Raw genomic sequence first — 24,983 nt, 5'->3', positions numbered from 1 at the left:
CCGCCGCCTCCCCGATATACTGATAGGCGTGCTTTCTGGACTGGTAATAGTGGACAAACCGCAGGGATGGACCAGCCACGATGTGGTTGGACGGATGCGGCGGATCGCCGGTACCCGGAAAGTGGGCCACGCAGGAACGCTGGATCCCATGGCCACCGGTGTGCTGGTGCTCGGCATCAACAAGGCAACGCGGCTCCTCACATACATCGTGGGCACGTCCAAGACCTACACGGCAACCATCCGGCTGGGGGAATCCACCATCACCGATGACGCCGAAGGCGAGGTTGTCAGCCGGGCGAGTGCCGCGTCCCTGACCGAGGACGCCATCCGCTCCGGCGTAGTGTCCCTGACGGGGGAGATCCAGCAGGTGCCCAGCAGCGTCAGTGCCATCAAGGTCAACGGCGAACGCTCCTATGCCCGCGTACGTTCGGGGGAAGATGTCCAGCTGGCTGCCCGGCCGGTCAGCATCCACCGCTTCGACATTCACGGAATCCGCCGGGACCGGGCCGCCGGACACGACACGGAGGTCGTGGACGTCGACGTAACGGTGGAATGCTCCTCGGGCACCTACATCCGCGCCCTCGCCCGGGACCTCGGCAGTTCCCTCGGCGTCGGCGGGCACCTGACCGCATTGCGGCGGACAAACGTCGGACCCTACTCGCTGGACCAGGCGCGCACCCTCGAGCAGCTCGCCGAAGACCTCGAAATCCTGGAAATGTCGCAGGCGGCCAGGGCGCTCATGCCGAACCGTGAACTGAGCGCCGATGAAACCACTGAGATTTCCTTCGGCCGGCGCATCGCAGCCGGAGCCGCGGCGGGCACACCGGCCGCCGCCACTGCGGAGAAGCCCGCAGCCGCGTTCGCGCCTGACGGGTCGCTGGTGGCGCTGCTCGCGGACAGCGGAAGCTTCGCCAAACCCGTGCTGGTCTTCGCTCCGGGAACGGGCCCCGGCGGCTCCAGCAGTTCCGGCGGCTCCAGCAGTTCCGGCGCCGACACCGGCGTTCCGAACGGTTCCCGTGCCGACGGCGGCGGGCAGGCCTAGCGTTGGACGCGTATTTCTACATCATCCTGGCTGTCGGACTGCTGTCCACCCTCATCTGTGTGGCGGCAGGCATCATGAAGAAGGCCCCGAACGACATCACCATCCTCTCGGTGGCCGCCGTCGAACTGGCTCTTCTGGTCTACCTGGTGGGTTCCATAGTGCGGGTCATCGCGGGGGAGCGGATCGCCGGGGAGGCCTGGGAATTCTGGGGCTACCTCGCCACCGCCCTCCTGCTGCCCGTCGCCGCCGTGTACTGGTCCATCCTGGAACGGACCCGCTGGAGCAACTTCGTCCTGGCGGCCGTCGGAGTTACCGCCCTCGTCATGGCCGCCCGCATGAATCAGATCTGGTACTGAAGTGGAAGAAGCACGCAACGTGACTGATACGTCCAAACACACCGGCAAACGCCCCGCCGACACGAGGAACACCGGTCCCGGCCGGCTCCTCATCGCTGTCTACGCCATCTTTGCCATTTCGGCCACCGCACGGGCCGGCTACCAGATCCTCACCAAGTTCTCCGAGGCGCCACTGGCCTACCTGCTCTCCGCCTTCGCCGCCGTCGTCTACGTTGTGGCCACGGTGTCTCTCGCCAAGGCCGGCCGCACCTGGTTCAAGGTGTCCCTGGCCGCCGTCCTGGTGGAACTTGTCGGCGTCATAATCGTGGGGGCGCTGAGCCTGTTCGACTCCGTGCAGTTCCCGCACGAAACCGTGTGGTCCGCGTTTGGCCGCGGCTACGCCTTCGTTCCGCTGATCCTGCCGATCCTGGGCCTCATCTGGCTCTACCGACGGCGGCCGGCAGCCCCCGCGGTCTAGGGACCACGGGCTAGCGGTTCTCGTCGGGCAGGTCCACCTCGATTAGCTCCCCGGGCGTTACCGACCGGTGCGCCGGTGGCGCCGAATCGTTCATACTCGGCGCTGAGCCGGATTGCGTGGGTGGTTCCTGGTCCTGTTCTGTCAGCGGAGCCTGCTGAGGTTGCGGGCGGCCGCCAAGAATGCCGCCCAGGATATCGTCAAGGCCGCCTGAACCGAGCCCGCCGGCACCCTGCCCGCCGCCACCCTGTCCACCGGAACCAAGGCCGCCCAGGATTCCTCCGAGGATGCTTCCCAGGTCTATTCCGCCGCCTCCGGCCGGGGACGCCTGTGAGCCGGAACCCTGTGCGCCGGAATCCTGTCCGCCGCCGAGGACTTTTTTGGCCAGATAGGACATGACGATCGGGGCGAGGATCGGCAGCAGCTTGCGGACGAGGTCTCCGCCGACACCGCCCAGGTTCGCGGTTCCGGCAAGCCGGCTGGCCACCTGGTCCTGCTGGCCGCCGAAGACATGGCCAACGATCTTTTCGCCGTCCTGTATGTCCACCTGCGACGGGTCCACGCCGCCGTCGGCCAGTCCGTTCCGGTGCCTGGCCAGTTCGGATTCCAACGCCGCGGCGCCATCCGGTGCCTGGACGTTGCTCTGCATTCCGGCAAGCAGAGTGGGCACGGCGGCTTCGACGGCGGCTTGCGCGGAGGCCGTATCGGTCCCCAACAGGGACGCAATCTGTTGGACAGGAATCTGTTCCAGCAGCTCCTGGACATCACTCATGGCGTGGCTCCTCCCGGCCCGCTCATCTCGCAGGCGATCCGTGCGGTCAAAACGAAACTCCGACTGAAACTCAGATGGCTCAGGGCAGCGCTGCCTGGCCGCTGCCTTTGCATCCTAGCCGGGCGTGCCCGCAGGCGGTAGGCCACTCGGCCGTCCGTGACAGGCGGGGATTGCAGGTAACCTTAGAGAGTTCCGGCCCTGGCGCGCCGGGAGCAAGTTCTGTCAGGCAGTAAAAGGCGAGGTTGATGGTCCACATCTGGAATGATCCGACTGAGGTCCCCGAAGACTTTGGTCCTTCCGTTGTCACTATCGGCAATTTCGACGGCGTCCACCGCGGCCACCAGCAGGTGCTTTCCCAGCTCATCAGGACCGCGCGGCTGAACAGCGCCAGGTCGGTTGCCGTGACGTTTGACCCGCACCCGGCCCTGGTCCACCGGCCGGAAAGCGCGCCCGAACTGATCATGGGCCTGGAGGACAAGCTCCAGGCGCTCGGCGAGCTCGGCCTGGACGCCATTCTGGTCATGAAGTACTCCTTGGAGCTCGCCAGCCTCACCCCGGAAGAGTTCGTTGGCTCGGTCCTCGTGGACAGCCTCCACGCCAGCCACGTCGTGATCGGCCACGACACCCGGTTCGGCAAAGGCAACTCCGGTGACCTGAACACCATGCAGGAGCTCGGGGAGAAGTTCGGCTTCGAGGTGCTGGTGATCAGCGAGTTCGGCTCCGAAGGCTTCCCGCTGCATGACGACGGCGGGACGGACCGCCGCTGTTCCTCCACCTGGGTACGCGAAGCGCTGCGGGAGGGAGACGTCGGCACCGCCGCCGCTGTCCTGGGCCGCGCACACCGGATGCGGGGCGAGGTGGTCCACGGCGCCGCGCGTGGCCGGGACCTCGGGTTCCCCACGGCCAACCTCTCCAGCGATGCGAGCGGCCTGATCCCTGAGGACGGCATCTACGCGGGCTGGCTCGTGGACGAGGCCGGGACGCGCTGGCCGGCCGCTATCTCCGTTGGCTCCAACCCCACTTTCGACGGTGTGAGCCGCCAGGTGGAGGCGCACGTGATCGACAGGCCCGAAGAGCGCATCGAGGACTTCGATCTGTACGGCCAGACAGTAGTCGTGGAATTCGTGGCCAGGCTCCGCGGCATGGTGGCATACCGTGGGCCTGAAGCCCTCGTGGAGCAGATGCGCCAGGACGTCCTGCAGACGCACGACATCCTGCTCTAGCGCTGACCTGCGCGCTCCACCCGGGTCTGCATCAGGCAGTCCGCACTACACAGTATTGGCAAGGAAGGCGACGCTGTGACCGTAGAGAAGAACACCAGGAAACTGGACAAGGGGATTGTGCGCGACTTCAGTTCCCGCATGAGTTACGCGTCCTACCTGCAGCTGCCCACGCTGCTCAGCGCCCAGCAGCCCGTCAGCGTCCCGGAGCACCATGACGAACTGCTGTTCATCATCCAGCACCAGACCACGGAGCTCTGGCTCAAACTCGTGCTTCATGAGCTCCGCAGTGCCGCCAAGTGGCTGCTGTCCGATGACCTCGGCTCGGCACTGAAGGGCATCGCGCGGGTCAAGCACATCCAGAAGACCCTCACCGAGCAGTGGTCCGTCCTGGCCACACTGACACCCACCGAGTACGCGGAATTCCGCGGTTTCCTGGGCAATTCGTCCGGATTCCAATCCAGCCAGTACCGTGCCGTGGAGTTTGTGCTGGGCAACAAGAACAGGAAGATGCTTCCCGTCTTCGAATCCGATCCCGAAGCGCACGCCCTGCTGACCGAAGTCCTGCACGCACCGAGCATCTACGACGAATTCCTCGCCTACCTGCACCGCCAGGGCTTCGATGTTCCCGCGGAGGTGCTGAACAGGGATGTGACCCGGGCGCATGAGTTTGAGCCTGGACTGGTGCCTTTGTTCAAGTACATCTACGAGAACGCCGCGCAGAACTGGGGTGCGTACGAGGCATGCGAGGAGCTGGTTGACCTGGAGGACAACTTCCAGCTGTGGCGGTTCCGGCATCTGCGCACCGTGCAGCGCACCATCGGCATGAAGGCAGGCACCGGCGGCTCCACCGGGGCGGCATTCCTGCAAAAGGCCCTTGAGCTGACGTTCTTTCCGGAGCTGTTCGCCGTTCGTACGGAGATCGGACAGTGACCACGCAAGCAGCCGACGCCCTGCTTCAAAAGGCCACCCGCCTCGACGCCGAAGATCCCCTCGCCCGGTACCGGGACCTGTTCGTCGGCGCGGACACCGAACTGTCCTACCTCGACGGCAACTCCCTGGGACGCCCGCTCAAGCGGACCGCCGGTGACATTGCCACCTTCATCCAGGAGGGCTGGGGCGGGCGCCTGATCAGGGGCTGGGACGAGGAATGGCTGGACATGCCCCACGCCATCGGCGACCAGCTGGGGCGTGCGGTCCTGGGCGCCGCGGCGGGCCAGACCATCATCGCCGACTCCACCACCGTGGTGCTGTACAAGCTGATCCGGGCAGCGCTGGCCGCCGTCGGGGATCCGGCGCGGACAGAGATCGTGGTGGACACGGACAACTTTCCCACCGACCGCTACCTCGTCGAGGGCATCGCCAAGGAGGAGGGCCTGACCCTGCGCTGGATCGAGGCCGATCCCGCCTCAGGTGTCCACCTCGAACAGGTGAGGAAGGCTGTGGGGCCGGCCACCGCCGTCGTACTCCTGAGCCACGTGGCCTACCGCTCGGGGTATCTCGCGGACCTGCCGGCCATCACGGCGGCCGTGCACGATGCCGGTGGCGTGGTGGTGTGGGACCTCTGCCATTCCGCCGGGTCCGTGGAGCTGCAGCTGGACGCCTGGAACGTGGACTTTGCCGCAGGCTGCACCTACAAGTACCTGAACGGCGGGCCGGGTTCGCCCGCCTTCGCCTACGTCAATGACCGCCACCTGCCCGGACTGGCGCAGCCCATCTGGGGATGGATGGGCAGGAAGGATGCGTTCGAGATGGGGCCGGGCTACCAACCTGCCGCAGGCATCCGCGGTTTCCTGAGCGGGACGCCGGCCATTTTCGGGATGATCGCCATGCGCGGCACGCTGGACCTGATTGAAGCGGCCGGCATGGCCGCTATCCGGGAAAAGTCGCGGCAGCTCACCGCCTACGCGCTGGAACTGCACGATGCCTGGCTCGCGCCGGCCGGGGTGAGGCTCGCCACACCCCGGGATCCGGACCGCCGCGGAGGCCACATCACGGTTGACCATCCCGCCTTCCGTGAGGTGACGGCGGCGCTCTGGGAGAGGGATGTCATCCCGGACTTCCGCGCGCCGCAGGGCATCAGGATCGGACTTTCGCCGCTGAGTACCGGCTTTGGCGAACTCCACCGCGGCATGGCAGCCATCCGGGACCTGCTTCCGGCGGTGTGACCAGCCCTGTTGCCGTTTCGACAAGATTGCAACACGGCCGGTAAACTAAACGGTGGATCCGGCTGCAGTCCGTGGTTGCTGGGTCCTGTCGTGTGCGGAATGTTCTCCGGAACAATGTTCTCCGGAACTCCGCGTCGGCACCCCCGGCAGTGAATTACTGACTCGGGCCTCACGGCACATCTCTAGGAGTTATTGTGGCACTTGACGCCGCCGTAAAGCAGTCCATCATCAAGGAATACGCAACGTCCGAGGGCGACACCGGTTCGCCGGAGGTCCAGATTGCGGTTCTGACTCAGCGGATCAAGGATCTGACTGAGCACATGAAGGAGCACAAGCACGACTTCCACACCCAGCGCGGTCTGCTGGCCATGGTTGGTCGCCGCAAGCGCATGCTGACTTACCTGAAGAACACTGACATCGCCCGCTACCGTTCGCTCATCGAGCGTCTCGGCCTGCGCCGCTAGTCTGGTTTGGGGGCGGCCCGTTCCTGCCGGAACGGGCCGCCCCGTCAGTACATAAAAACTAAACAGGAGGATCAACCGCATCACGCATTCGCGGTCCTCGGTAGTGATCCCCGGGAAGCTTCGCTGACTGAAGCCGGCCCGTGGGTCTCGATCGATGACCGGGTGCAGGGCCAGTAGACAGATGCTGGGCTGGGTTGATGCGGCTGGACTTCCGTCAATCAAGAAACGGAGGTGACTCTCTTGGAGGGTCCCGAAATCCAGTTCTCAGAAGCCGTCATTGACAATGGCCGCTTTGGCAAGCGTGTAATCCGCTTCGAAACCGGCCGTCTTGCCAAGCAGGCAGCCGGCGCAGCCATGGTGTACATCGACGAGGACACCGCGCTGCTTTCCGCCACCACAGCAGGCAAGCACCCGCGTGAAGGCTTCGACTTCTTCCCGCTGACCGTGGACGTCGAAGAGCGCATGTACGCCGCCGGCCGCATCCCGGGCTCGTTCTTCCGCCGCGAAGGACGCCCGTCCACCGAAGCCATCCTGGCCTGCCGCCTGATGGACCGCCCGCTGCGCCCCGCATTCGTCAAGGGCCTGCGCAACGAGGTTCAGATCGTCGTCACCGTCCTGGCTATCAACCCGGACGAGCTTTACGACGTCGTGGCCATCAACGCCTCCTCGATGTCCACCCAGCTCTCCGGCCTGCCGTTCTCCGGCCCGATCGGCGGCGTCCGCGTTGCCCTCGTCGCCGACGAGCAGGGTTCGCAGTGGGTTGCCTTCCCGAAGCACTCCCAGCTGGAGAACTCCGTCTTCAACATGGTCGTTGCCGGCCGCGTTGCAGGTGACGACGTCGCCATCATGATGGTCGAAGCCGAAGCCACGGACAACTCCTGGAGCCTCATCAAGGAACAGGGCGCCACCGCCCCCACCGAAGAGGTTGTTTCCGAGGGCCTGGAGGCTGCAAAGCCGTTCATCAAGGCTCTTTGTGAAGCCCAGCAGGACCTGGCAGCCCGCGCTGCCAAGCCCACCGTCGAGTTCCCGGTCTTCCTGGACTACCAGGATGACGTGTACGCCGCCGTCGAGGCCGCTGCTTCGGAGAAGCTCACTGCTGTCTTCCAGATCGCCGACAAGCAGGACCGCGACAACGCAGCCGACGAACTGAAGGACGAGGTTGTTGGCTCCCTCGCCGAGCAGTTCGAAGGCCGCGAGAAAGAGCTGTCAGCAGCCTTCCGCTCCGTGACCAAGCACGTGGTCCGCCAGCGCATCCTGAAGGACCAGGTCCGCATCGACGGCCGCGGCCTGACGGACATCCGCCAGCTCACCGCCGAGGTCGAGGTCCTGCCCCGCGTTCACGGCTCCGCCATCTTCGAACGCGGTGAAACCCAGATCATGGGTGTCACCACGCTGAACATGCTCAAGATGGAACAGCAGATCGACTCGCTGTCGCCCGTAACGCGCAAGCGCTACATGCACAACTACAACTTCCCGCCGTACTCCACCGGTGAGACCGGCCGCGTCGGGTCCCCGAAGCGCCGCGAAATCGGCCACGGTGCCCTGGCCGAGCGCGCGCTCGTTCCGGTGCTGCCGTCCCGCGAGGAGTTCCCGTACGCCATCCGCCAGGTGTCCGAAGCCCTTGGCTCCAACGGCTCCACCTCCATGGGCTCGGTCTGCGCCTCGACGCTGTCGATGCTCAACGCCGGTGTTCCGCTGAAGGCCGCCGTTGCAGGTATCGCCATGGGCCTGGTCTCCGATCAGGTTGACGGCCAGACCCGCTACGCGGCGCTGACCGACATCCTTGGCGCCGAAGACGCTTTCGGCGACATGGACTTCAAGGTTGCCGGTACGTCCGAGTTCGTCACGGCCATCCAGCTGGACACCAAGCTCGACGGCATTCCGGCGTCCGTGCTGGCAGCAGCGCTGAAGCAGGCCCGCGAGGCCCGCCTCCACATCCTCGAGGTCATCAACGCCGCGATCGACACCCCGGATGAACTCTCCGAGTTCGCTCCGCGCGTCATCGCCGTCAAGATCCCCGTGGACAAGATCGGTGAGGTCATCGGCCCCAAGGGCAAGATGATCAACCAGATCCAGGAGGACACCGGCGCGGACATCTCCATCGAGGACGACGGCACCGTCTACATCGGCGCCACCAACGGCCCGTCGGCAGACGCCGCCCGGTCCGCGATCAACGCCATCGCCAACCCGCAGGTTCCGGAAATCGGTGAGCGCTACCTGGGCACGGTCGTCAAGACCACCACGTTCGGCGCCTTCGTGTCCCTGACCCCGGGCAAGGACGGCCTGCTGCACATCTCCGAGCTGCGCAAGCTCGCCAGCGGCAAGCGCGTGGACAACGTCGAGGACGTCGTCTCCGTAGGCCAGAAGATCCAGGTCGAGATCACCAAGATCGACGACCGCGGAAAGCTGTCCCTGTCTCCCGTTGTGGCTGAAGAGGAAGGCGCCGGCGAGGCCGACCGCGTTCACGCTTCGGCTCCGGCAGAAGGCTCGGAAGCTTCCGAGTAGTTCCGGGCTCCGGCAGCTGCGTGCTGCCGGATCCCACAAGGGCGGGGCCGTTGGTTGTACCACCGGCCCCGCTCGGTTTAACCCGCACCCAACCCCCGCTTGCGGCGGCAAATCAGCCCACGTCAGAGCCACGTCGACGGCGGGACCCGCTGGTACGATTGCAGGCAGATTTGGCTCCGCTTCCCGAAAGGCCTTGATGACTGTCGTACCCCTGCCGCTGGAGCAGAACCACCCCGGCGACACCCTGATCCACGGAGCCGACGGCGGTTCGGAAGTCCGCCGCTCGGTCCTTCCCGGCGGGGTTCGCGTCCTGACTGAGGCCATGCCGGGGCAGCGTTCGGCCACCATCGGATTCTGGGTGGGCGTGGGGTCACGCGACGAGGCACCCGGGCAGCACGGCTCGACGCACTTCCTTGAGCATCTGCTGTTCAAGGGCACCAAAAGGCGCACAGCCCTCGAGATCGCTTCCGCCTTTGATGAGGTTGGTGGCGAGTCCAATGCCGCCACCGCGAAGGAGAGCACCTGCTACTTCGCCCGCGTGCTGGACACGGATCTGCCGATGGCCATCGACGTCATCGCCGACATGATCACGGGCGCGGTGCTCGACCCCGCGGAGATGGAGCAGGAGCGGGACGTCATCCTCGAGGAAATCGCCATGGACAGCGACGACCCTACGGACGTCGCGCATGAGCACTTCGTGGCCGCCGTGCTCGGCACCCATCCGCTCGGACGCCCCATTGGCGGCACTCCGGACGCGATCCGCGCCGTGGCGCGTGACTCCGTCTGGGACCACTACCGTCGCTACTACCGCCCGGACGAGCTTGTGATCACCGCCGCCGGCGGTTTGGAGCACGACGTCGTCTGCCGGCTTGTGGTGGATGCCCTCCACTCAGCCGGGTGGTCACTTGAGTCCGGGGCGGCTCCGGTGGAGCGCCGCTCCACCGAGCGTGCAGAGATCACCGGCACCGCGGGGCTGCACGTGGTCACCCGCCCGGTGGAACAGGCCAACATCATCATGGGCTGTCCCACCATCGTGGCCACCGATGAACGCCGCTATGTCATGAGCGTACTGAACGCGGTGCTCGGCGGCGGGATGTCGTCACGGCTGTTCCAGGAGATCCGGGAGAAGCGCGGTCTCGTATACTCCACCTATTCTTTTGCCTCGTCCTACGCCGACGCCGGCTACTTCGGCATGTATGCCGGCTGCACGCCTACCAAGGTCCGCCAGGTCCTGGAACTCCTCGGCGCCGAACTCGACAGTCTTGCGGCCGGCGGCATTTCCGAGGACGAGCTCCGCAAGGCGGTTGGGCAGCTTTGCGGCGGGATCGTTCTGGCCTTGGAGGACACCGGCTCCCGCATGTCCCGGCTGGGCCGCGCCGAGCTGGTCTCCGGTGAATACCAGGACATCGACGAGACCTTGCGCCTCATCAAGGCCGTGACAGCCGAACAGGTCCAGGAATTGGCCAGTGAGCTGGCCGCGGCACCCCGGACCGTGACGGTGGTCGGCCCCTTCGACGAATCGGAAACCTTCGGGCTCTGAGTTCCGGGAGAAGAAATGGACCAGCCGCAGCCGGGAACAGCGCACGAAGCGCTCGAGATCTTCGTCGGCCGCTGGCTGGGAACCACCGAACTGGCTGCCTCGCCGTGGGGTCCGGCACGCACGGCCACCGCGGAGGTGACGTTTACCCGCGCGGCCGGAGGGTTCGCCGTCGTACAGTCCTACCGCCACACCGAAGCCGACGGCACACACTTCGAGGGGCACGGGGTCTTCACCGTGGATCCGGACCACGATGAGACGCTCTGGTACTACGTCGACAGCATGGGCAGGCCCCCGGCGGCCCCGGCCCGGGGCGTGTGGCACGACTCGACCCTCACGGTGGAGCGGCGCAGCGACCGCGGCACAGCCCGGCACACCTTCCGGGTGGATGAAGACGTGCTGATTCACACGGCAGAACTGCGGCTGGGGGAGGCCCAGGACTACCAGCCGTTCATGACCTCGATCTGCCACCGCACATAAAGCAGTACGCGGTCCTTAGCTCACCAGCTCGATGACCCGTGTCTGCGGGGAGCCGGACAGGGCGGGTGCGACGTCGGGGGAGTTCCATACGTTTTCGCGCAGCTTGGCCAGGAACTCTTCGGCCTGGTCACGTCGCTCGAAGTCCAGTTCCACCACAATGTACCGGTCGTCCTCCACCGGGCGGCCGATCCGGTGGCCCACGACGCCGGAGCCCGCACGGTCTGCGGGGTCGCGGTCAAAGGCCGACTTCCACGTGTCGAAGTCCTTGACGGCGTGCTCAATCTGCAGGGTGAACATTTCCGGTCTCCTTTGGCCAGCCCCTGTTCCATGCCCCGCGCGGTCCATTTCCGGCGCGGCGAAATGACAAGGTAGTGCCATGGTAGGTCCCGGCACCCGGCTGTACCACCCAGTGCCGCATCACCCAACTAGGTAGCAGTACAGGGCGTTCCCACGGCTGGGAACGCCCTGTACTGCTACTTAGTTGGGTTAGCCGCCGGCGAAGGGCGGCAGGACGTCCAGCACGTCGCCGGCTGCCAGGACGGTGGTCCGGTCACGGACGGCGACCTCGTTCAGCAGGAAGCTGCTGCGGGCCAGGATCCTGCCCAGCGGCGGTGTCCCGGCCGGAGGCTCAGGGCGTTCGACGTCGAGCACTGCGGCGAGGAGCGACTCCACCGTGGAGCCGGCGGGCAGTTCGAAGCGCTCTTCATCCACGCCTGCCGCGGCGCGTGCGGCAGCGAAGTATCGTACGTTCAAGGATCAGCCTCCGATGGCGCTCATGCTGCGGTCCGGCTGGACGAAGTCCGGAGCGTCGAGGCCCACGTGGTCCATGCCGTGGGCTTTGGGCTTCAGCCACATGGCATCCTGCCAGCGTTCGGCGAGCTGCTCGTCGCTGGCCCCCTGCCTCAGCAGGCCGAGCAGGTCGAATTCCTCGCGGGAGAAGAGGCAGCTCATGATCTTGCCTTCGGCGGTGATCCGGGTCCGCCGGCAGTCGGAACAGAACGGCTCGGTAACCGAGGCGATGATCCCCACGGTTCCCAGCACCGGGCCGTGTGAGTCTGCGGCGCCCGCTGAATCACCGGAACTGCCTGATACTCCGGAACCGGTCCGGCGTCGTACTTCAAAGCGTTCGGCCGGTGCGCCGTCGCGGGCGCGCGGATCCGGGCTCAGCACGAACTCCCCGGAGAGCAGTTCCCGGATCTCCGCCGCGGTGATCATGTTCCGGCGGGTCCAGCCGTGGTCCGCGTCCAGGGGCATCTGCTCGATGAACCGCAGTTCGTAGCCCCGCTCCAGCGCCCAGGCGAGGAGGGACGGCGACTCGGTGTCGTTGATGCCCCGCATCAGCACGGCGTTGAGTTTCACGGGTCCCAGACCGGCGGCCCAGGCGGCGTCCACTCCGGCGAGCACCCGGTCCAGGAACGGGCGCCGGGTCAGTTTGGCGAAGGTTTCCTCGTGTAGCGAGTCCAGGGAGACATTGATGCGGGTCAGGCCGGCGGCCTTGAGGGCTGCAGCCTTCCGGTCCAGGCCCACACCGTTCGTCGTCATGGAAATCGGAAGCTCAGGGTGTGCCTGGCGCAGCGCACCGATGATGTCGACGAGGTCGGCCCGGACCAGCGGCTCGCCTCCGGTCAGGCGCAGCTCGCGCACGCCCAGCAGGTTCACGCCGATGCCCACGATCCGCACGATTTCCTCGCCGGTCATGACTGCCTGCTTGGCGAGCCACTCCAGCCCCTCGGCCGGCATGCAGTAGGTGCACCGCAGGTTGCACTTGTCCGTCAGCGACAGCCGCATGTCCGTGGCCCTGCGGCCATAGCGGTCCGCGAGGCCGGCAGGAGCGCCGGCCGGGCGGCGGGCGGGGACCCCGGCCGGGCGCGCATCCGGAAGGGGCTGCGGACCGGAACCGGGTGCGCTTCCTTCACGTGGCTGCGGTATGCCAAGCTGAACACTCATGACTTCAGGCTACGCCACCCCGGGCCGCCGATCACACCCGTCGCGTTCCGTGACTGGGCTGAAGCTGCGACCCTGCGGATGGGGATGCGCCGGGCGGTGGTGCCGCAGCCGCCGGGGACGACGGCGGTGCCGGAAAGCGCTGCTGAACCTATGCTGTAAGAGTGAACGGGTCCCATGAGCCAGGCCGGCACCGGCGCCGGTGGGCGGCGGCCGGAGGCGTGGTCGCGGCCGGCACCGGACTCGTCGCCAGTGAACTCATCGCCGGCTTCGTCAGTCCTTCACTTTCAACGGTGACAGCACTGGGCGGCGCCGTCATCGACGCTGTCCCGCCCGGTGTCAAGGACTGGGCTGTTTCCCTCTTCGGAACAGCGGACAAGCTTGCTCTGCTGGCCGGCATGGCGTTGGCTATCGCCGTTGTCGCTGCCGCGGCAGGCGTCCTCGAGCTGCGCCGGCGCTTCGCGGGTGCCGCTGTCTTTGCCGTCTTCGGCGTCGTGGGCCTGGCCGCGGTCCTGACCCGCGCCCAGGTGACCGCCGCCGCCGTCGTTCTTCCCCTCCTTGCGGCCGGGATCGGGGTGGCGGTCCTGCTGAAGCTGATCAGGCGGCTGGCTGCTGCAGACGGGACTGCTGACCCTGGGCCGGCCCGGCGGGGCTTCTTCCAGCTGCTGGGAGGCACCGCCGCCGGCGTCCTGGTGGGCGGCACCGTCGTCACTCTCTGGCGTGGCGGGGCCGCCGGCGTCAACGAGGTCCGCCGGACCCTGCGGCTGCCCGCGCCGCGGTCCCCGGCGCCGCCCATTCCGGCCGGCGCTGACATTCGGCTGGCGGGGGTGGCACCGCTGGTCACACCCAACCCCGACTTTTACCGCATTGACACCGCACTGTCCGTTCCGGTGCTGGATTCCCGCGAGTGGAGGCTCAAGGTCACCGGGCTGGTGGAACGGGAAGTCGAGGTCTCCTTCGAGGACCTGCTGGCCAAACCCCTGATCGAGCGGCACGTGACTATCGCCTGCGTGTCCAACGAGGTGGGTGGCGACCTGATCGGCAACGCCCGCTGGCTGGGCTGGCCCGTGCGGGAGCTGCTGGCGATGGCCGGTCCCAAGCCGGACGCAGACATGGTCCTGTCGCGAAGCTCGGACGGGTTTACGGCCAGCACACCGCTGGAAGTGCTCACCGACGGCCGTGATGCGCTGCTCGCCGTAGGCATGAACGGCGAGCCGCTGCCGCTCGAACACGGCTTCCCCGTGCGGATGATCGTCCCCGGGCTGTACGGGTATGTCTCCGCGACCAAATGGCTCACCGAACTGAAGGTCACCAGGTTCGCCGACGACGTTGCCTACTGGACGCCGCGCGGCTGGTCCGAGCGCGGCCCCATCAAGATCTCATCCCGGATCGACGTGCCACGGAACGGAGCCTCAGTGCAGCCCGGGACCGTGGTGTTTGGCGGCGTGGCATGGGCACAGCACATCGGAATCGGCAAGGTAGAGCTGCGCGTGGACCGGGGCGACTGGCAGCCGGCCAAGCTCGCCCCGGGCATCTCGGTGGACACGTGGTACCAGTGGCAGCTCGGCATCGACCTGCAGCCCGGGCAACACGAGGTCCAGGTGCGGGCCACGGACCTCAAAGGCACCGAACAGACGGAGGAGCAGCGCTCGGTGGCGCCGGACGGTGCCACGGGCTTCCACACCATTAGAGTGGACGTGAAAACGTAGCCCACCAAAGGCCGGACCATGCACAGCCATTCGCAGCCGCACGGAGATGCCGCCGTACGATCCGCCGCGCCCGACGCCGGCGCCGGCACCAATGATCAGGGCACGCACGATCACGGCAAGCATGAGCACGGCGCCCACGATCACGGCGCCCACCGGAGCGTGGCCGAGCACCGGCAGGCGGTCAGGGTGCTCCTCGAACCGCTGCTGTCCCCGGAACGGACTGAAAGGCTGCCGCTGGTCCAGGCACTGGGCCGAGGACTGGCGGAAGACATCACCGCGCCGTTGAGCCTGCCCCCGTTTCCGAACTCCCAGATGGATGGCTTTGCCATCCGGTCCGGCGACGTGCCCGACGGCGGGGCGGACCTGCGCGTGGCGGCTCCGGTGCCGGCGGGCGCGAAACCCGCGCCCCTGCAGCCTGGCACCGCTGTGCCCATCATGACCGGTGCCATGGTGCCCGAGGGGGCAGACGCCGTCGTGCCCGTTGAACGGGCCGTCCCCTCCCTCTTTCCGGCCGCAGGGGAAGAGGCTGAGGTGAGACTGCCGGCCACGGCTGCCGGGACGTTCATCCGCGCCGCCGGGAGCGACATCGAAGCCGGTCAACAGGCATTGGCCGCGGGCACCTGCCTGGGCCCGGCGCAGCTGGGCCTGCTCGCCGCACTGGGGCTGCCCGAGGTTTTGGTGCGCAAACAGCTTTCGGTCCTGCTCGTCACCACCGGCGATGAAGTTGTGGAACCCGGGGAACCGCTGGGCGACGGCAAGATCTACGACGCCAACGGCACACTCCTGGAATCCGCGCTGCGGCAGGCGGGACTTGACGTCACCAGGGCGGGCATTTCCGCCGACAGCCCCGACGCCCTGCGGACGCTGCTGCGCAGCCACACGTCCGCGGTGGACCTGGTTGTCACCACCGGGGGAGTCAGCAAGGGGGCGTACGAGGTGGTGCGGCAGGCCATGGATGGCCAGGACGTCGCGTTCCAACATGTGGCGATGCAGCCCGGCGGCCCCCAGGGGCTGGGAACGTTCGACGGCGTCCCCCTCCTTGCGTTTCCGGGGAACCCCGTCAGCTGCCTCGTCTCCTTTGAAATGTTCCTCCGCCCGGTGCTGGGCGAACTGTTTGGCGCGCCCGCGCCCAGGCCCGCGGTCCGGGCACGGCTGGCTCAGTCGCTGTCTTCCCCGCCCGGCAAACACCAGGTCCGGCGCGGGTCTCTGCAGGGTGACGGCACAGTCCGGTTGCAGGGCGGCGAAAGCTCGCATTTGGTGCAGGCGCTGGCCCACTCGAATGCCCTGGTCCACGTACCCGTGGGCACCGCCGCTCTCGACGAGGGCGCCGAGGTGGAAGTATGGATGCTGTGACTGCAGATAATGACCACGGCGCCCTGACCCATCTGCGCCGTGACGGCACGGCCCAGATGGTGGACGTCTCAGGAAAACCGGAGACCACACGCGAGGCCACGGCCACGGCGACGGTCCGCAGCACTGCCGAGGTCCTGGCTTTGCTGGGCACCGGCGGCCTGCCCAAGGGCGACGCCCTGGCCGTGGCCCGGGTAGCCGGAATCATGGCGGCCAAGAAAACGCCCGAGCTGATCCCGCTGTGCCACCCGCTCCCGATTTCCAAGGTGACCGTCGACTTCGAACTCGGACCCGAGACTGTGGCCATCCTGGCGACCGTCAAGACCCGGGGTGTGACCGGCGTCGAAATGGAGGCCCTGACTGCCGCTTCCGTGGCGGCGCTGAGCGTCTACGACATGATCAAGGCCGTGGACAAGCACGCCGTCCTCACGGACATCAAGGTGTTGGCCAAGAGCGGCGGCAAGAGCGGGGACTGGGCCCTGTGAGCAACCAGCCTTCGAAGACCGCGGCACCGCACGTCCACGGCGAGGTGCAGGGCCGGAAAGCCGGCGTCGTCATTGCCTCAACCCGGGCTGCCTCCGGCGTCTACCAGGACGAGACCGGGCCTGTCATCACAGACTGGCTTACCGAGCACGGTTTCGTACCGTTTCCGGTCATGGTGGTGCCCGACGGCGAACCGGTGGGCGCGGCGATCCGCGCGCTCCTGACCCAGGAACCCGCCGTCGTCATCACCAGCGGCGGTACCGGCCTGAGCCCGGACGACCGCACGCCGGAAATGACGCTGCCGCTGCTGGACCGCGAAATCCCCGGCATCATGGAGGGCATCCGCCAGTTCGGAATGGCGAAGACGCCGCATGCCATGCTGAGCCGCGGACATGCCGGTTCAGCCGGCCGGACTTTCATCATCAACCTGCCCGGATCACCCAAGGGGGTCATGGACGGTCTCTCCGTCCTGGACCCGGTGATCGGGCACCTGTGCGACCAGTTGGAGGGCGGACATGGCCACTGAGGCTTCGTTCGAAGTAGTAACCGCGGTGCTCAGCACCGAACCCATATCCGTGGACCAGGCCATTGCCGCCGTGGAGTCGGAGACTGCCGGCGCGGTGGTCAGCTTCAGCGGCGTGGTCCGGAACCACGACGGCGGCAAACCGGTCGACCGGCTCAGCTACAGCGCCCACCCCACGGCCCGGAAGGTGCTGGACGACGTCGTGGCGCAGCTGGTGGCAGAGCAGGCCGAGGCGGCTGGCGCCGACAGCGCTGCGTCCGGCGGTGCCGCCGGCGCGGTTCCTCCGGTCCGTATCTGGGTCGCGCACCGGGTGGGCCCGCTGGAAATTGGCGACCCTGCCCTCGTCTGCGCGGTATCGGCCGCCCACCGCGGGCAGGCCTTCGCCGTGTGCTCCCAGCTGGTTGACCGGGTCAAGGCGCAGGTGCCGATCTGGAAGGAACAGTTCTTCAGCGACGGCACCGTTGAGTGGGTCGGGGCGGGGGAGTAAGCGAGGGCAGCGCCGGGGAATAGGGCCCCAGCGGCGGGGAACTGGCGCGCCCGCGCGTGAGGTAACGCATGCGCTCCGGTTCCGTCCGGCGATCCCCCGAACGGTAGTGTTGAATCCATGACCCAACAACTTCCTGTCGCCGTTCTGGGCGCAAACGGGCGCATGGGCGCCGAGGCCGTCAAAGCTGTCGAAGCCGCTCCGGACATGTTGCTCGTCGCCGCGCTGGGACGCGGTGACTCCCTCGATTCCCTGCTCGACGCCGGCGCCCGGTATGTCGTGGACCTCACCGTTCCGGAGAGCACCGAGGAGAACGTCCGCTTCGCCGTCGAAAACGGCATGCACGCCGTCGTCGGCACCACGGGCTGGGACCTGGGCAGGCTGGAGTCGCTGGAGACCCTGCTGGCCGGCCACCCCGAGGTCGGCGTGCTGATTGCACCCAACTTCGCCCTGGGCTCCGTGCTCACGTCGGCATTCGCTGCCAAGGCGTCCAAGTACTTCGAATCAGTGGAGATCATCGAACTCCACCACCCGGACAAGGTGGACGCGCCGTCGGGTACCGCCGTGCGCACCGCCCAGCTGGTGGCAGCGGAACGCGAGGCGGCCGGCGTCGGTCCCAGCCCGGATGCCACCACCACTGAGCTGGCCGGCGCCCGCGGCTGCGAGGTGGATGGCGTGCGCGTACACAGCGTCAGGCTCCGGGGGCTCGTGGCGCATCAGGAGGTCCTGCTCGGCGGCCCGGGGGAGCAGCTGACGCTCCGCCATGATTCGTTCGATCGGGCTTCGTTCATGCCCGGTGTTCTCCTCGGCGTGCGGAACGTCGCAGCCCATCCCGGGCTCACCGTCGGCCTGGACGGCTACCTGGATCTGGGGCTGTAACGCAGTGAAACCGCTTCTTGGCTGGCTCGGGACAAACCGCACCAAGATCTGGGTGGGCGCGGTGACGCTCCTGCTGGTCTTCTATCTCGTGGTGTCCTTCCAGCGCTCCGTCCTGCTGCTGACCGACGCCGAGCCGGTGGCCAAAGCGATCGGCGCGGCGTACCTCGTGCTGCCGGTGATCGGCGCCTGGGCCCTGATCCGGGAGCTCCTTTTCGGCGCCCGGACCGAACAGATGGCACGTGTGCTTGAAGCCGAAGGCGGCCTGCCGGAGGACAACCTGCCCCGCACCCCGGCCGGGCGGATCATCCGTGCTGCCGCGGACCAGGAGTTCGAGAAGTACCGCGCGGAAACAGAAGCCGCCCCGGACGACTGGCGGTCCTGGTTCAGGCTCAGCTGCGCCTATGACGCGTCGGGCGACCGGAAGCGGGCACGTTCGTCCATGCGCGATGCGGTGCGCCTGTTCCGCGCCTCCGGCGACGCTGTGGCCCGTTAGCGGATTCTTGCCGGCTGGTGCCGGCCCACCTGGTTGGCGGCGTGCCCGAGCCACTCCAGCGGACCTCGCCATTTCAGGATGACGAAGACCATTCCGATCACCACGGCCAGCGCCGCGTGTGCGAAGTACATCCCGTCCTCGGTCCATCCGACAGGCAACGGCTTGAGATGGAACGACGCCACCACGCAAACATGGGCGGTGTACAGCGTCAGCGTCATGGCGCCGGGTCCCCGCAGCGGAAGCAGCAGGTCCAGGGCCAGCCACTGTCCCAGCCTGCCCACCAGAAGGCAAAGGCCGACGACGGCGGCCGCCACGCCGCTGGTATGCAGCAGGTCCAGCGTGGTTCCGGAATGGGGCGCGCTGCTGGCCAGCCACCACCACGATCCCTCCTGCCGGACCCCTGCGAGGTTGACCTGCAGGAGGCTGTCCAGCGGATAGTTGGGGTCCCTGAGGATGTCCTGCAGGGCGGCGCGGCCGCCCCACTGCTCCATCGCCGCCGTGCCCAGGACCTTGGAGAATGCCGCCACGGCAGTGCCGCCGAGCAGCAGCAACACGGGAACGATTGCCGTGGTCAGCGCGAGCCTGCCAATGATGAGCCCCACCAGCAGATACGAAATCCACTGGAACACCGGGTAGTACCCCGTCAGGAACAGGTCGCCAAGCAACTGGCCCGGAGTGGTGAAGTCCTCCCACCCCGGATTGTGGTTGAGCTGCAGCGGCGGATCCGCGGCCATGAGCCAGGGCCGAAGCAGGAAGGCAAGCACCGGGGACAGCAGGATCCAGCCCGCTGCCCAGGCGCACAGGGCTTTCAGCCGCAGCCCGATGAACGGCAGAATGCACAGGAACAGCACGGCGTAATGCACCAGGATCACCGCGATGTTGACGTCAAGTCCCCCAAGCGCGAGCCCGACAACGGCAATCACCAGGGCGCGCATCGCGATGCCGCGCCGTGCCGCCGTCAGTGCGGGTCCTTCAAGGGGCTGTTGCTTGCCGGTGGACAGGGCGAGGCCGATTCCCGCGAGCACGGCAAACAGGGCGGCGGCACGGCCGGAGAACGTCAGGCCCACCCAGGTCGGTGTCAGTGCGGCATTGGGCTCGAAGGTCGGGAGCAGGTGCGTGGCCATCATGCCAAGGAGTGCCAGGCCGCGGGCAGCGTCAATGCCGGCCAGTCGGACGCCCGTAGCCGGCCCCTTCGCTGTCTTGGACGATGCAGCCGTGCTCCGCGAGGTCATGATGCGATCGTCTCATATCCGCCGTGCAGGCCTGATTTTCGTGAACCGGTGTCTACGGCCGCTGCCTTAGCCGCCGTCGCTCGAGTCACCGTCGCTCGAGTAATGCAGCAAAACAACGCCGTTGCCGAACGACAGCGTTCCCTCGAGCTTGAGGCTCATTCCGGTATCGGGGTCTTCGAACAGGGGCCGGCCGCGCCCCAGAACCACGGGATGGACGAGAATCCGGAATTCGTCGATCAAGCCCTGCCGGATGAAGGTGGAGGCCAGGTTGGCGCCGCTAAGGGCGATGTCGCCGCCGGGCTGGGCCTTCAGTTCCGCGATCTGTTCAGGCACGACGTCGTGAATCACCGTTGTGTTCCAGGCGGCCTGCGCGAGGGTCCGCGAAAACACGAACTTGGGCATCTCCCGCCAGATCCCGGCGAACTCGGCCATGGGCGCCGAGAGGCCGGGATTCTGGTCGGCCGCGGGCCAGAAATCCGCCATCAGCTCATGGGTGATGCGCCCGGACATGAAGGCACTCATCGTCCGGAACCGCTCGTTAAGGTGGCTGAGGAGTTCCTCGTTCACCAGATGCCAGCTGATGTCCCGGTCGGGCCCCTCGAAGAATCCATCCAGGGACACCGACATCATCAGGATGATCTTGCGCATTCGGCACCTCCAGCTGGCGGCGGAAGGCGGCAGGCCCGCCGTCGTACCTTCCAGTGAAGCACTCGGGCATCCGGCGCGACAGGACGGGACGGGGTTGGGGACTACGGACTGTCGTACCCCTAACTCAGGATTGGCCACGTATTCAGATTGGTCTGGCAGTCAGGATTAGGCCAGACAGGATCTTGTATTCGAATATATGTTCGAATAGTATTTCCGGCATGAAGAAGTCATCAGGGCGTCCGGCAGGCCACCAGCTCGAAGGGCGCGAGCCGGATGGATACCGGCTCAAGAGTGACCCCCTCACGGCACATGCGCCAAGGGCTGACCCGCTCAGGGGTGATCGACTGAGGGGTGATCCGCAGAACGGTGATCCGCTGAAGGCGATGAGCCCCGGCGTGGTGGACTTCCTTTTCCGGCAGCTCGTTTCGGGGGAGCCTGCCGAGGATGTCCAGTGGGGCCGGGAAGGCATTGCGCTCTCTGACCAGGTGCCGGGGGCGGAGCTGGCACGCCGGCTGTCCGAAACGGATGTCGATGCGCTGACGCCCACGGAGCTGTTCCACTACGTCCGCGCCGCGCAGCGCCTCACCCTCTGGGCTGAATCGTTGCGGGAGATGGCCGTAGAGCGGTACTGCTCTGGGGCCGGCCCCGCCTAGGATGGGCTCGTGACCGCACCCCTGACCGTATCCGCCATCCAGTACGCAGGCCTGGACGGCGGCATCGACACCAATGTGCCTGAGCATGTGCGCCTCATCGAGGACGCCGACTCGCACGGTGCCAGGCTGGTGGTGTTCCCCGAGCTCTCCCTCACGGGGTACAACCTGCCGCTGCTACGCGGCGGGGACCAGCTTGGCGGGGACCAGTCAGGCGGGGACGAACGCGGCGGGGGCCGCTGGGTGGCGCCCTCGGATCCTCGTTTGGACCCCATCCGGGAGATCTGCCGCAGAACCGGCATCACCGCTGTGGTCGGGGCGCCCTTCCGGGAGCGTGACGGCACGCCACGGCTCGCATGCCTCGCTATCCACCCGAACGGCGCGGAAGAGGCTGGCTTCAAGGCGCACCTGCACGGTGACGAACAATCTCTGTTTGAAGCTGGGCCCGAACCGCTGATGCTGGACGTGGACGGCTGGAAGGTCGCGCTGGCCATCTGCTTCGATGCTGCACATCCGGCGCACTCCGGCGCTGCTGCCGCCGCCGGAGCCGACGTGTACGCCGTCTCGGCGCTCTACACGCAGGAGGAAGGCCATCGGCTGGGACTGCATCTTGGGGCGCGGGCCATGGACAACCGCATGTACGGCGTCCTGGCCAACCTGGGCGGCAGCACGCCGCTGGGGCCGTCCTGCGGCCTTAGCGGTTTCTGGGGGCCGGACGGGCTGTCGATGCAGCAGGCTGGCGGTACCGGAACGGAAGTGGTCACCGCTGTCCTGCGGCGGGGCTCCCTGGACCGCTACCGCGGCTAGCCTGCGCGCCGGAATTTGACGATCATCACGCGGCGGCCATTGTCCTAACCTGCACGTGACAGGGTAACGTTTTTCCCATGGCTGACACTTCCGCGAACATTCCTGCCCTGGGCACCCTCCTGACCGCCATGGTCACCCCGTTCACCACTGACGGCAAGGTCGATTACCAGCAGGCCGCGGAACTTGCCAGCAAGCTCGTTGACGACGGCTGCGACGGCCTCGTCGTCACCGGCACCACCGGCGAGACGTCCACCCTCACCGACGAGGAAAACCTCGGAATGTTCCGCGCCGTGATGGAGGCCGTCGGGGGGCGTGCCGCCGTCATCGCCGGCACGGGAACCAACGACACCGCCCACTCCGTGCACCTGTCCCAGGAAGCCGCGAAGCTGGGCGTCGACGGCCTGCTGATCGTCACCCCGTACTACAACAAGCCCAGCCAGGCCGGTGTCCGGGCACACTTTGAGACGGTCGCCTCCGCCACGGACCTGCCTGTCATGCTCTACGACATCCCCGGACGGTCATCCATCGAGATCGCGCCGGACACCATGATCCGCCTGGCCCAGCACCCGAACATCGTCGCCGTCAAGGACGCCAAGGCCGACTTCGCTGCGGCCACCCGCGTCCTGGCCGAGACCGATCTCGCCTTCTACTCCGGCGATGACGGCCTGACCCTGCAGTGGATGGCTCTGGGCGCCGTGGGCCTTGTGGGTGTCACCACGCACATCGCCACCCGCCGCTTCCGGGAGCTCATCGACGCGATTAACGCGAACGACCTCGGAACGGCCCGCAAGATCAACTTCGAGCTTGAGCCGGTAGTGCGCGCCACGATGACCCGTGTCCAGGGTGCCGTTGCAGCGAAGCAAATTCTTAAATGGCAGGGAGTCCTGCCCAACTCGATTGTCCGCTTGCCCCTCGTGGAGCCGGACGAAGCCGAGATCGAAACCATCCGCGAGGACTTGGCGAAAGGAGGGCTGGTCTTTTCCTGACGGACTGAGACCGGCACTCTTCCGTCTGGAAAGAAGTGCATTATGACCCAAGTAGCCCTCCCCGGCCTCGTTACCCCTCCCCGCCTTCCCCAAGGCACCCTGCGGATTGTTCCGCTGGGCGGGCTGGGCGAAATCGGCCGGAACATGGCTGTGTTCGAAATCGACGGCAAGCTGCTGGTTGTCGACTGCGGCGTCCTCTTCCCCGAGGAAACCCAGCCCGGCGTTGACCTGATCCTGCCCGATTTCTCCTACATCGAAGACCGGATCGATGACATCGTCGCCGTGGTCCTCACGCATGGCCACGAGGACCACATCGGAGCCGTTCCGTATCTGCTGCGGCTCCGCAACGACATTCCGCTCGTGGGCTCCCAGCTGACGCTGGCGCTGGTCGAGGCCAAGCTGCAGGAACACCGCATCAGGCCGTACACCCTGTCCGTCACCGAGGGGCAGGTGGAGCAGTTCGGCCCCTTCCAGTGCGAGTTTGTGGCCGTCAACCACTCCATCCCGGACGCCCTGGCCGTCTTCATCCGCACGGCCGGCGGCACGGTGCTGCACACGGGCGACTTCAAGATGGACCAGCTGCCCCTCGACGGCCGCATCACCGATCTCCGGCACTTCGCGAAGCTGGGCGAAGAAGGCGTGGACCTGTTCATGTCCGACTCCACCAACGCCGACGTCCCGGGATTCACCACCGCCGAGAAGGAGATCGGTCCCACCCTGGACCGGCTCTTCGGCCAGGCCACGAAGCGCATCATCGTCGCGTCGTTCTCGTCGCACGTCCACAGGGTGCAGCAGGTCCTGGACGCCGCGGCCAAGCACGGCCGCAGCGTCGCCTTCGTGGGACGCTCCATGGTGCGGAACATGGCCATCGCCGCCAAGCTTGGCTACCTGCACGTGCCGGACGGCATCCTGGTGGATCTGAAGAACATCGACACATTGCCCGACAACCGGGTAGTGCTGATGTCCACCGGTTCCCAAGGCGAGCCCATGGCCGCGCTTTCACGCATGGCCAACGGAGACCACCGCGTAGTGGTAGGCCAGGGCGACACCGTCATCCTGGCGTCCAGCCTCATACCCGGCAATGAGAATGCCGTCTTCCGCATCATCAACGGCCTGCTGAAGCTCGGCGCCGACGTGATCCACAAGGGCAACGCCAAGGTCCATGTGTCCGGCCACGCCGCGGCAGGGGAGCTGCTTTACTGCTACAACATCCTCGAGCCGCTCAACGCCATGCCGGTGCACGGCGAGACCCGCCACCTGATCGCCAACGGCAAGATCGCGGAGGAGTCGGGTGTTCCGACCGCCAGCATCCTGCTCGCGGACAACGGCACGGTGATCGACCTGAAGGACCACCAGGCCGACATCGTGGGCCAGATTGAGGTCGGTTTCGTGTATGTGGACGGTTCCAGCGTCGGCGAAATCACTGACGCCGACCTCAAGGACCGCCGTGTCCTGGGCGATGAAGGCTTCATCTCCATCATCACGGTCATCAACCGGGCCACGGGCAAGGTTGTTTCCGGTCCCGAGATCCACGCCCGCGGCGTCGCCGAGGACGACTCGGTCTTTGACGACATCATTCCCAAGATCAACGCTGCGCTGGAGGAGGCGGTGCTCAGCAACGCGGACCACACCAACCACCAGCTGCAGCAGATCGTCCGGAGGATCGTCGGCACCTGGGTCAACCGCAAGCTGCGCCGGCGCCCCATGATCATCCCGGTGGTCCTGGAGGCCTAACCACGGGTGCCCGGGGGCTGAACACAGCCCCCGAAGGCCCGGAAATCCGCGGTTCTGCGGCCG

General features: G+C 66.9%; 27 protein-coding genes. 21 read left to right on the top strand and 6 right to left on the bottom strand.

Going from position 1 to position 24,983, the window contains the following annotated elements; translation table 11 throughout:
- Nucleotides 1–28 precede the first annotated feature (28 nt).
- Genes truB through AC57BR_RS12680 form a run of 3 tightly spaced genes read left to right on the top strand, consistent with a single transcriptional unit; the run spans nucleotide 29 to nucleotide 1,855 of the window.
- Nucleotides 29–1,042: a tRNA pseudouridine(55) synthase TruB gene (gene truB / locus AC57BR_RS12690; RefSeq protein WP_496361043.1), complete on the top strand. Its 1,014-nt coding sequence runs from the start codon at nucleotides 29–31 to the stop codon at nucleotides 1,040–1,042.
- Between the two features lie 2 nt (nucleotides 1,043–1,044).
- A complete protein-coding gene (locus tag AC57BR_RS12685; RefSeq protein WP_496361041.1) occupies nucleotides 1,045–1,398 on the top strand; it encodes a hypothetical protein in 354 nt (117 codons plus the stop codon).
- Between the two features lies 1 nt (nucleotide 1,399).
- A complete protein-coding gene (locus AC57BR_RS12680; RefSeq protein WP_496361039.1) occupies nucleotides 1,400–1,855 on the top strand; it encodes a hypothetical protein in 456 nt (151 codons plus the stop codon).
- 10 nt (nucleotides 1,856–1,865) lie between these two features.
- On the opposite strand, the gene AC57BR_RS12675 is transcribed toward AC57BR_RS12680, so the two are convergent.
- Nucleotides 1,866–2,624 (bottom strand): DUF937 domain-containing protein, encoded by a 759-nt coding sequence (locus AC57BR_RS12675; RefSeq protein ID WP_496361037.1) that lies wholly within the window; start codon nucleotides 2,622–2,624, stop codon nucleotides 1,866–1,868.
- A 245-nt stretch (nucleotides 2,625–2,869) separates the two neighbouring features.
- Here AC57BR_RS12675 and AC57BR_RS12670 point away from each other — a divergent pair, with 245 nt between their 5' ends.
- From AC57BR_RS12670 to AC57BR_RS12640, 7 genes are all read left to right on the top strand, one after another.
- Nucleotides 2,870–3,847 carry a bifunctional riboflavin kinase/FAD synthetase gene (locus AC57BR_RS12670; protein ID WP_496361035.1) on the top strand — a complete coding sequence of 326 codons (978 nt, stop codon included), beginning with the start codon at nucleotides 2,870–2,872 and terminating at the stop codon, nucleotides 3,845–3,847.
- Between the two features lie 75 nt (nucleotides 3,848–3,922).
- Nucleotides 3,923–4,777: a tryptophan 2,3-dioxygenase gene (kynA, locus tag AC57BR_RS12665; protein ID WP_496361033.1), complete on the top strand. Its 855-nt coding sequence runs from the start codon at nucleotides 3,923–3,925 to the stop codon at nucleotides 4,775–4,777.
- Complete coding sequence (gene kynU / locus AC57BR_RS12660; protein WP_496361031.1) at nucleotides 4,774–6,012, top strand: kynureninase; 1,239 nt, start codon at nucleotides 4,774–4,776, stop codon at nucleotides 6,010–6,012. The genes kynA and kynU overlap by 4 nt, the downstream gene beginning before the upstream one ends.
- Nucleotides 6,013–6,206: 194 nt before the next feature.
- Nucleotides 6,207–6,476: a 30S ribosomal protein S15 gene (gene rpsO / locus AC57BR_RS12655; protein ID WP_003798808.1), complete on the top strand. Its 270-nt coding sequence runs from the start codon at nucleotides 6,207–6,209 to the stop codon at nucleotides 6,474–6,476.
- Nucleotides 6,477–6,716: 240 nt separating this feature from the next.
- Nucleotides 6,717–8,981, top strand: a complete 2,265-nt coding sequence (locus tag AC57BR_RS12650; protein WP_496361173.1) for a polyribonucleotide nucleotidyltransferase — start codon at nucleotides 6,717–6,719, stop codon at nucleotides 8,979–8,981.
- A 196-nt stretch (nucleotides 8,982–9,177) separates the two neighbouring features.
- Complete coding sequence (locus AC57BR_RS12645) at nucleotides 9,178–10,521, top strand: M16 family metallopeptidase (RefSeq protein ID WP_496361028.1); 1,344 nt, start codon at nucleotides 9,178–9,180, stop codon at nucleotides 10,519–10,521.
- Nucleotides 10,522–10,536: 15 nt separating this feature from the next.
- Nucleotides 10,537–10,998, top strand: coding sequence for a DUF1579 family protein (locus tag AC57BR_RS12640; protein WP_496361026.1), 462 nt, complete (start codon nucleotides 10,537–10,539; stop codon nucleotides 10,996–10,998).
- 15 nt (nucleotides 10,999–11,013) lie between these two features.
- On the opposite strand, the gene AC57BR_RS12635 is transcribed toward AC57BR_RS12640, so the two are convergent.
- The 3 genes from AC57BR_RS12635 to moaA all read right to left on the bottom strand — a co-directional run bounded on the left by AC57BR_RS12635 (nucleotide 11,014) and on the right by moaA (nucleotide 12,945).
- Nucleotides 11,014–11,295, bottom strand: a complete 282-nt coding sequence (locus AC57BR_RS12635; RefSeq protein WP_496361024.1) for a hypothetical protein — start codon at nucleotides 11,293–11,295, stop codon at nucleotides 11,014–11,016.
- A gap of 189 nt (nucleotides 11,296–11,484) precedes the next feature.
- On the bottom strand, nucleotides 11,485–11,751 hold the full coding sequence (locus AC57BR_RS12630; RefSeq protein ID WP_496361022.1) for a MoaD/ThiS family protein: 267 nt from the start codon (nucleotides 11,749–11,751) through the stop codon (nucleotides 11,485–11,487).
- 3 nt (nucleotides 11,752–11,754) lie between these two features.
- The gene (gene moaA / locus AC57BR_RS12625) at nucleotides 11,755–12,945 is read right to left on the bottom strand and encodes a GTP 3',8-cyclase MoaA (protein ID WP_496361020.1); all 1,191 of its coding nucleotides are present in this window, start codon (nucleotides 12,943–12,945) and stop codon (nucleotides 11,755–11,757) included.
- Nucleotides 12,946–13,106: 161 nt separating this feature from the next.
- Here moaA and AC57BR_RS12620 point away from each other — a divergent pair, with 161 nt between their 5' ends.
- The 7 genes from AC57BR_RS12620 (at nucleotide 13,107) to AC57BR_RS12590 (ending at nucleotide 18,863) form a co-directional block, all read left to right on the top strand.
- Complete coding sequence (locus AC57BR_RS12620; protein WP_496361018.1) at nucleotides 13,107–14,651, top strand: molybdopterin-dependent oxidoreductase; 1,545 nt, start codon at nucleotides 13,107–13,109, stop codon at nucleotides 14,649–14,651.
- Nucleotides 14,652–14,669: 18 nt separating this feature from the next.
- Nucleotides 14,670–16,004: a molybdopterin molybdotransferase MoeA gene (locus AC57BR_RS12615; RefSeq protein ID WP_496361016.1), complete on the top strand. Its 1,335-nt coding sequence runs from the start codon at nucleotides 14,670–14,672 to the stop codon at nucleotides 16,002–16,004.
- Nucleotides 15,992–16,486, top strand: coding sequence for a cyclic pyranopterin monophosphate synthase MoaC (gene moaC / locus AC57BR_RS12610; protein ID WP_496361014.1), 495 nt, complete (start codon nucleotides 15,992–15,994; stop codon nucleotides 16,484–16,486). Before AC57BR_RS12615 ends, moaC begins: the two co-directional genes overlap by 13 nt.
- Nucleotides 16,483–17,010, top strand: a complete 528-nt coding sequence (locus tag AC57BR_RS12605; protein ID WP_496361012.1) for a MogA/MoaB family molybdenum cofactor biosynthesis protein — start codon at nucleotides 16,483–16,485, stop codon at nucleotides 17,008–17,010. The genes moaC and AC57BR_RS12605 overlap by 4 nt, the downstream gene beginning before the upstream one ends.
- Nucleotides 17,000–17,494 carry a molybdenum cofactor biosynthesis protein MoaE gene (locus tag AC57BR_RS12600; RefSeq protein WP_496361010.1) on the top strand — a complete coding sequence of 165 codons (495 nt, stop codon included), beginning with the start codon at nucleotides 17,000–17,002 and terminating at the stop codon, nucleotides 17,492–17,494. The genes AC57BR_RS12605 and AC57BR_RS12600 overlap by 11 nt, the downstream gene beginning before the upstream one ends.
- A gap of 117 nt (nucleotides 17,495–17,611) precedes the next feature.
- The gene (gene dapB, locus AC57BR_RS12595; RefSeq protein WP_496361008.1) at nucleotides 17,612–18,370 is read left to right on the top strand and encodes a 4-hydroxy-tetrahydrodipicolinate reductase; all 759 of its coding nucleotides are present in this window, start codon (nucleotides 17,612–17,614) and stop codon (nucleotides 18,368–18,370) included.
- Nucleotides 18,371–18,374: 4 nt separating this feature from the next.
- Nucleotides 18,375–18,863 (top strand): hypothetical protein, encoded by a 489-nt coding sequence (locus tag AC57BR_RS12590; protein WP_496361006.1) that lies wholly within the window; start codon nucleotides 18,375–18,377, stop codon nucleotides 18,861–18,863.
- Here the strand turns inward: AC57BR_RS12590 and AC57BR_RS12585 are convergent.
- Complete coding sequence (locus AC57BR_RS12585) at nucleotides 18,860–20,095, bottom strand: heparan-alpha-glucosaminide N-acetyltransferase domain-containing protein (protein WP_496361004.1); 1,236 nt, start codon at nucleotides 20,093–20,095, stop codon at nucleotides 18,860–18,862. The genes AC57BR_RS12590 and AC57BR_RS12585 overlap by 4 nt on opposite strands.
- A gap of 66 nt (nucleotides 20,096–20,161) precedes the next feature.
- Complete coding sequence (locus AC57BR_RS12580; protein WP_496361002.1) at nucleotides 20,162–20,743, bottom strand: dihydrofolate reductase family protein; 582 nt, start codon at nucleotides 20,741–20,743, stop codon at nucleotides 20,162–20,164.
- Between the two features lie 218 nt (nucleotides 20,744–20,961).
- Here AC57BR_RS12580 and AC57BR_RS12575 point away from each other — a divergent pair, with 218 nt between their 5' ends.
- The 4 genes from AC57BR_RS12575 (at nucleotide 20,962) to AC57BR_RS12560 (ending at nucleotide 24,920) form a co-directional block, all read left to right on the top strand.
- A complete protein-coding gene (locus AC57BR_RS12575) occupies nucleotides 20,962–21,396 on the top strand; it encodes a hypothetical protein (RefSeq protein WP_496361000.1) in 435 nt (144 codons plus the stop codon).
- 9 nt (nucleotides 21,397–21,405) lie between these two features.
- Nucleotides 21,406–22,200 (top strand): carbon-nitrogen hydrolase family protein, encoded by a 795-nt coding sequence (locus AC57BR_RS12570; protein WP_496360998.1) that lies wholly within the window; start codon nucleotides 21,406–21,408, stop codon nucleotides 22,198–22,200.
- A gap of 77 nt (nucleotides 22,201–22,277) precedes the next feature.
- Nucleotides 22,278–23,186 (top strand): 4-hydroxy-tetrahydrodipicolinate synthase, encoded by a 909-nt coding sequence (dapA, locus tag AC57BR_RS12565; protein ID WP_496360996.1) that lies wholly within the window; start codon nucleotides 22,278–22,280, stop codon nucleotides 23,184–23,186.
- 42 nt (nucleotides 23,187–23,228) lie between these two features.
- Nucleotides 23,229–24,920 (top strand): ribonuclease J, encoded by a 1,692-nt coding sequence (locus AC57BR_RS12560; protein ID WP_496360994.1) that lies wholly within the window; start codon nucleotides 23,229–23,231, stop codon nucleotides 24,918–24,920.
- Nucleotides 24,921–24,983: the final 63 nt, after the last annotated feature.

It is taken from the genome of Arthrobacter sp. BGA-UO-ETr-C19 (assembly GCF_059568005.1).
Note: the sequence above shows the minus strand (reverse complement) of the source record. Positions and strands in the feature narration are given on the sequence as shown.

Bases quoted from the DNA above. Each gene is read 5' to 3' on its own strand.
- AC57BR_RS12635 (WP_496361024.1), bottom strand. From the start codon at position 11,295: ATGTTCACCCTGCAGATTGAGCACGCCGTCAAGGACTTCGACACGTGG.
- AC57BR_RS12675 (WP_496361037.1), bottom strand. From the start codon at position 2,624: ATGAGTGATGTCCAGGAGCTGCTGGAACAGATTCCTGTCCAACAGATT.
- AC57BR_RS12585 (WP_496361004.1), bottom strand. From the start codon at position 20,095: ATGACCTCGCGGAGCACGGCTGCATCGTCCAAGACAGCGAAGGGGCCG.
- AC57BR_RS12600 (WP_496361010.1), top strand. From the start codon at position 17,000: ATGGCCACTGAGGCTTCGTTCGAAGTAGTAACCGCGGTGCTCAGCACC.
- AC57BR_RS12645 (WP_496361028.1), top strand. From the start codon at position 9,178: ATGACTGTCGTACCCCTGCCGCTGGAGCAGAACCACCCCGGCGACACC.
- moaA (WP_496361020.1), bottom strand. From the start codon at position 12,945: ATGAGTGTTCAGCTTGGCATACCGCAGCCACGTGAAGGAAGCGCACCC.
- dapA (WP_496360996.1), top strand. From the start codon at position 22,278: ATGGCTGACACTTCCGCGAACATTCCTGCCCTGGGCACCCTCCTGACC.
- AC57BR_RS12560 (WP_496360994.1), top strand. From the start codon at position 23,229: ATGACCCAAGTAGCCCTCCCCGGCCTCGTTACCCCTCCCCGCCTTCCC.
- AC57BR_RS12615 (WP_496361016.1), top strand. From the start codon at position 14,670: ATGCACAGCCATTCGCAGCCGCACGGAGATGCCGCCGTACGATCCGCC.
- moaC (WP_496361014.1), top strand. From the start codon at position 15,992: ATGGATGCTGTGACTGCAGATAATGACCACGGCGCCCTGACCCATCTG.
- dapB (WP_496361008.1), top strand. From the start codon at position 17,612: ATGACCCAACAACTTCCTGTCGCCGTTCTGGGCGCAAACGGGCGCATG.
- AC57BR_RS12670 (WP_496361035.1), top strand. From the start codon at position 2,870: ATGGTCCACATCTGGAATGATCCGACTGAGGTCCCCGAAGACTTTGGT.
- AC57BR_RS12640 (WP_496361026.1), top strand. From the start codon at position 10,537: ATGGACCAGCCGCAGCCGGGAACAGCGCACGAAGCGCTCGAGATCTTC.
- AC57BR_RS12580 (WP_496361002.1), bottom strand. From the start codon at position 20,743: ATGCGCAAGATCATCCTGATGATGTCGGTGTCCCTGGATGGATTCTTC.
- AC57BR_RS12575 (WP_496361000.1), top strand. From the start codon at position 20,962: ATGAAGAAGTCATCAGGGCGTCCGGCAGGCCACCAGCTCGAAGGGCGC.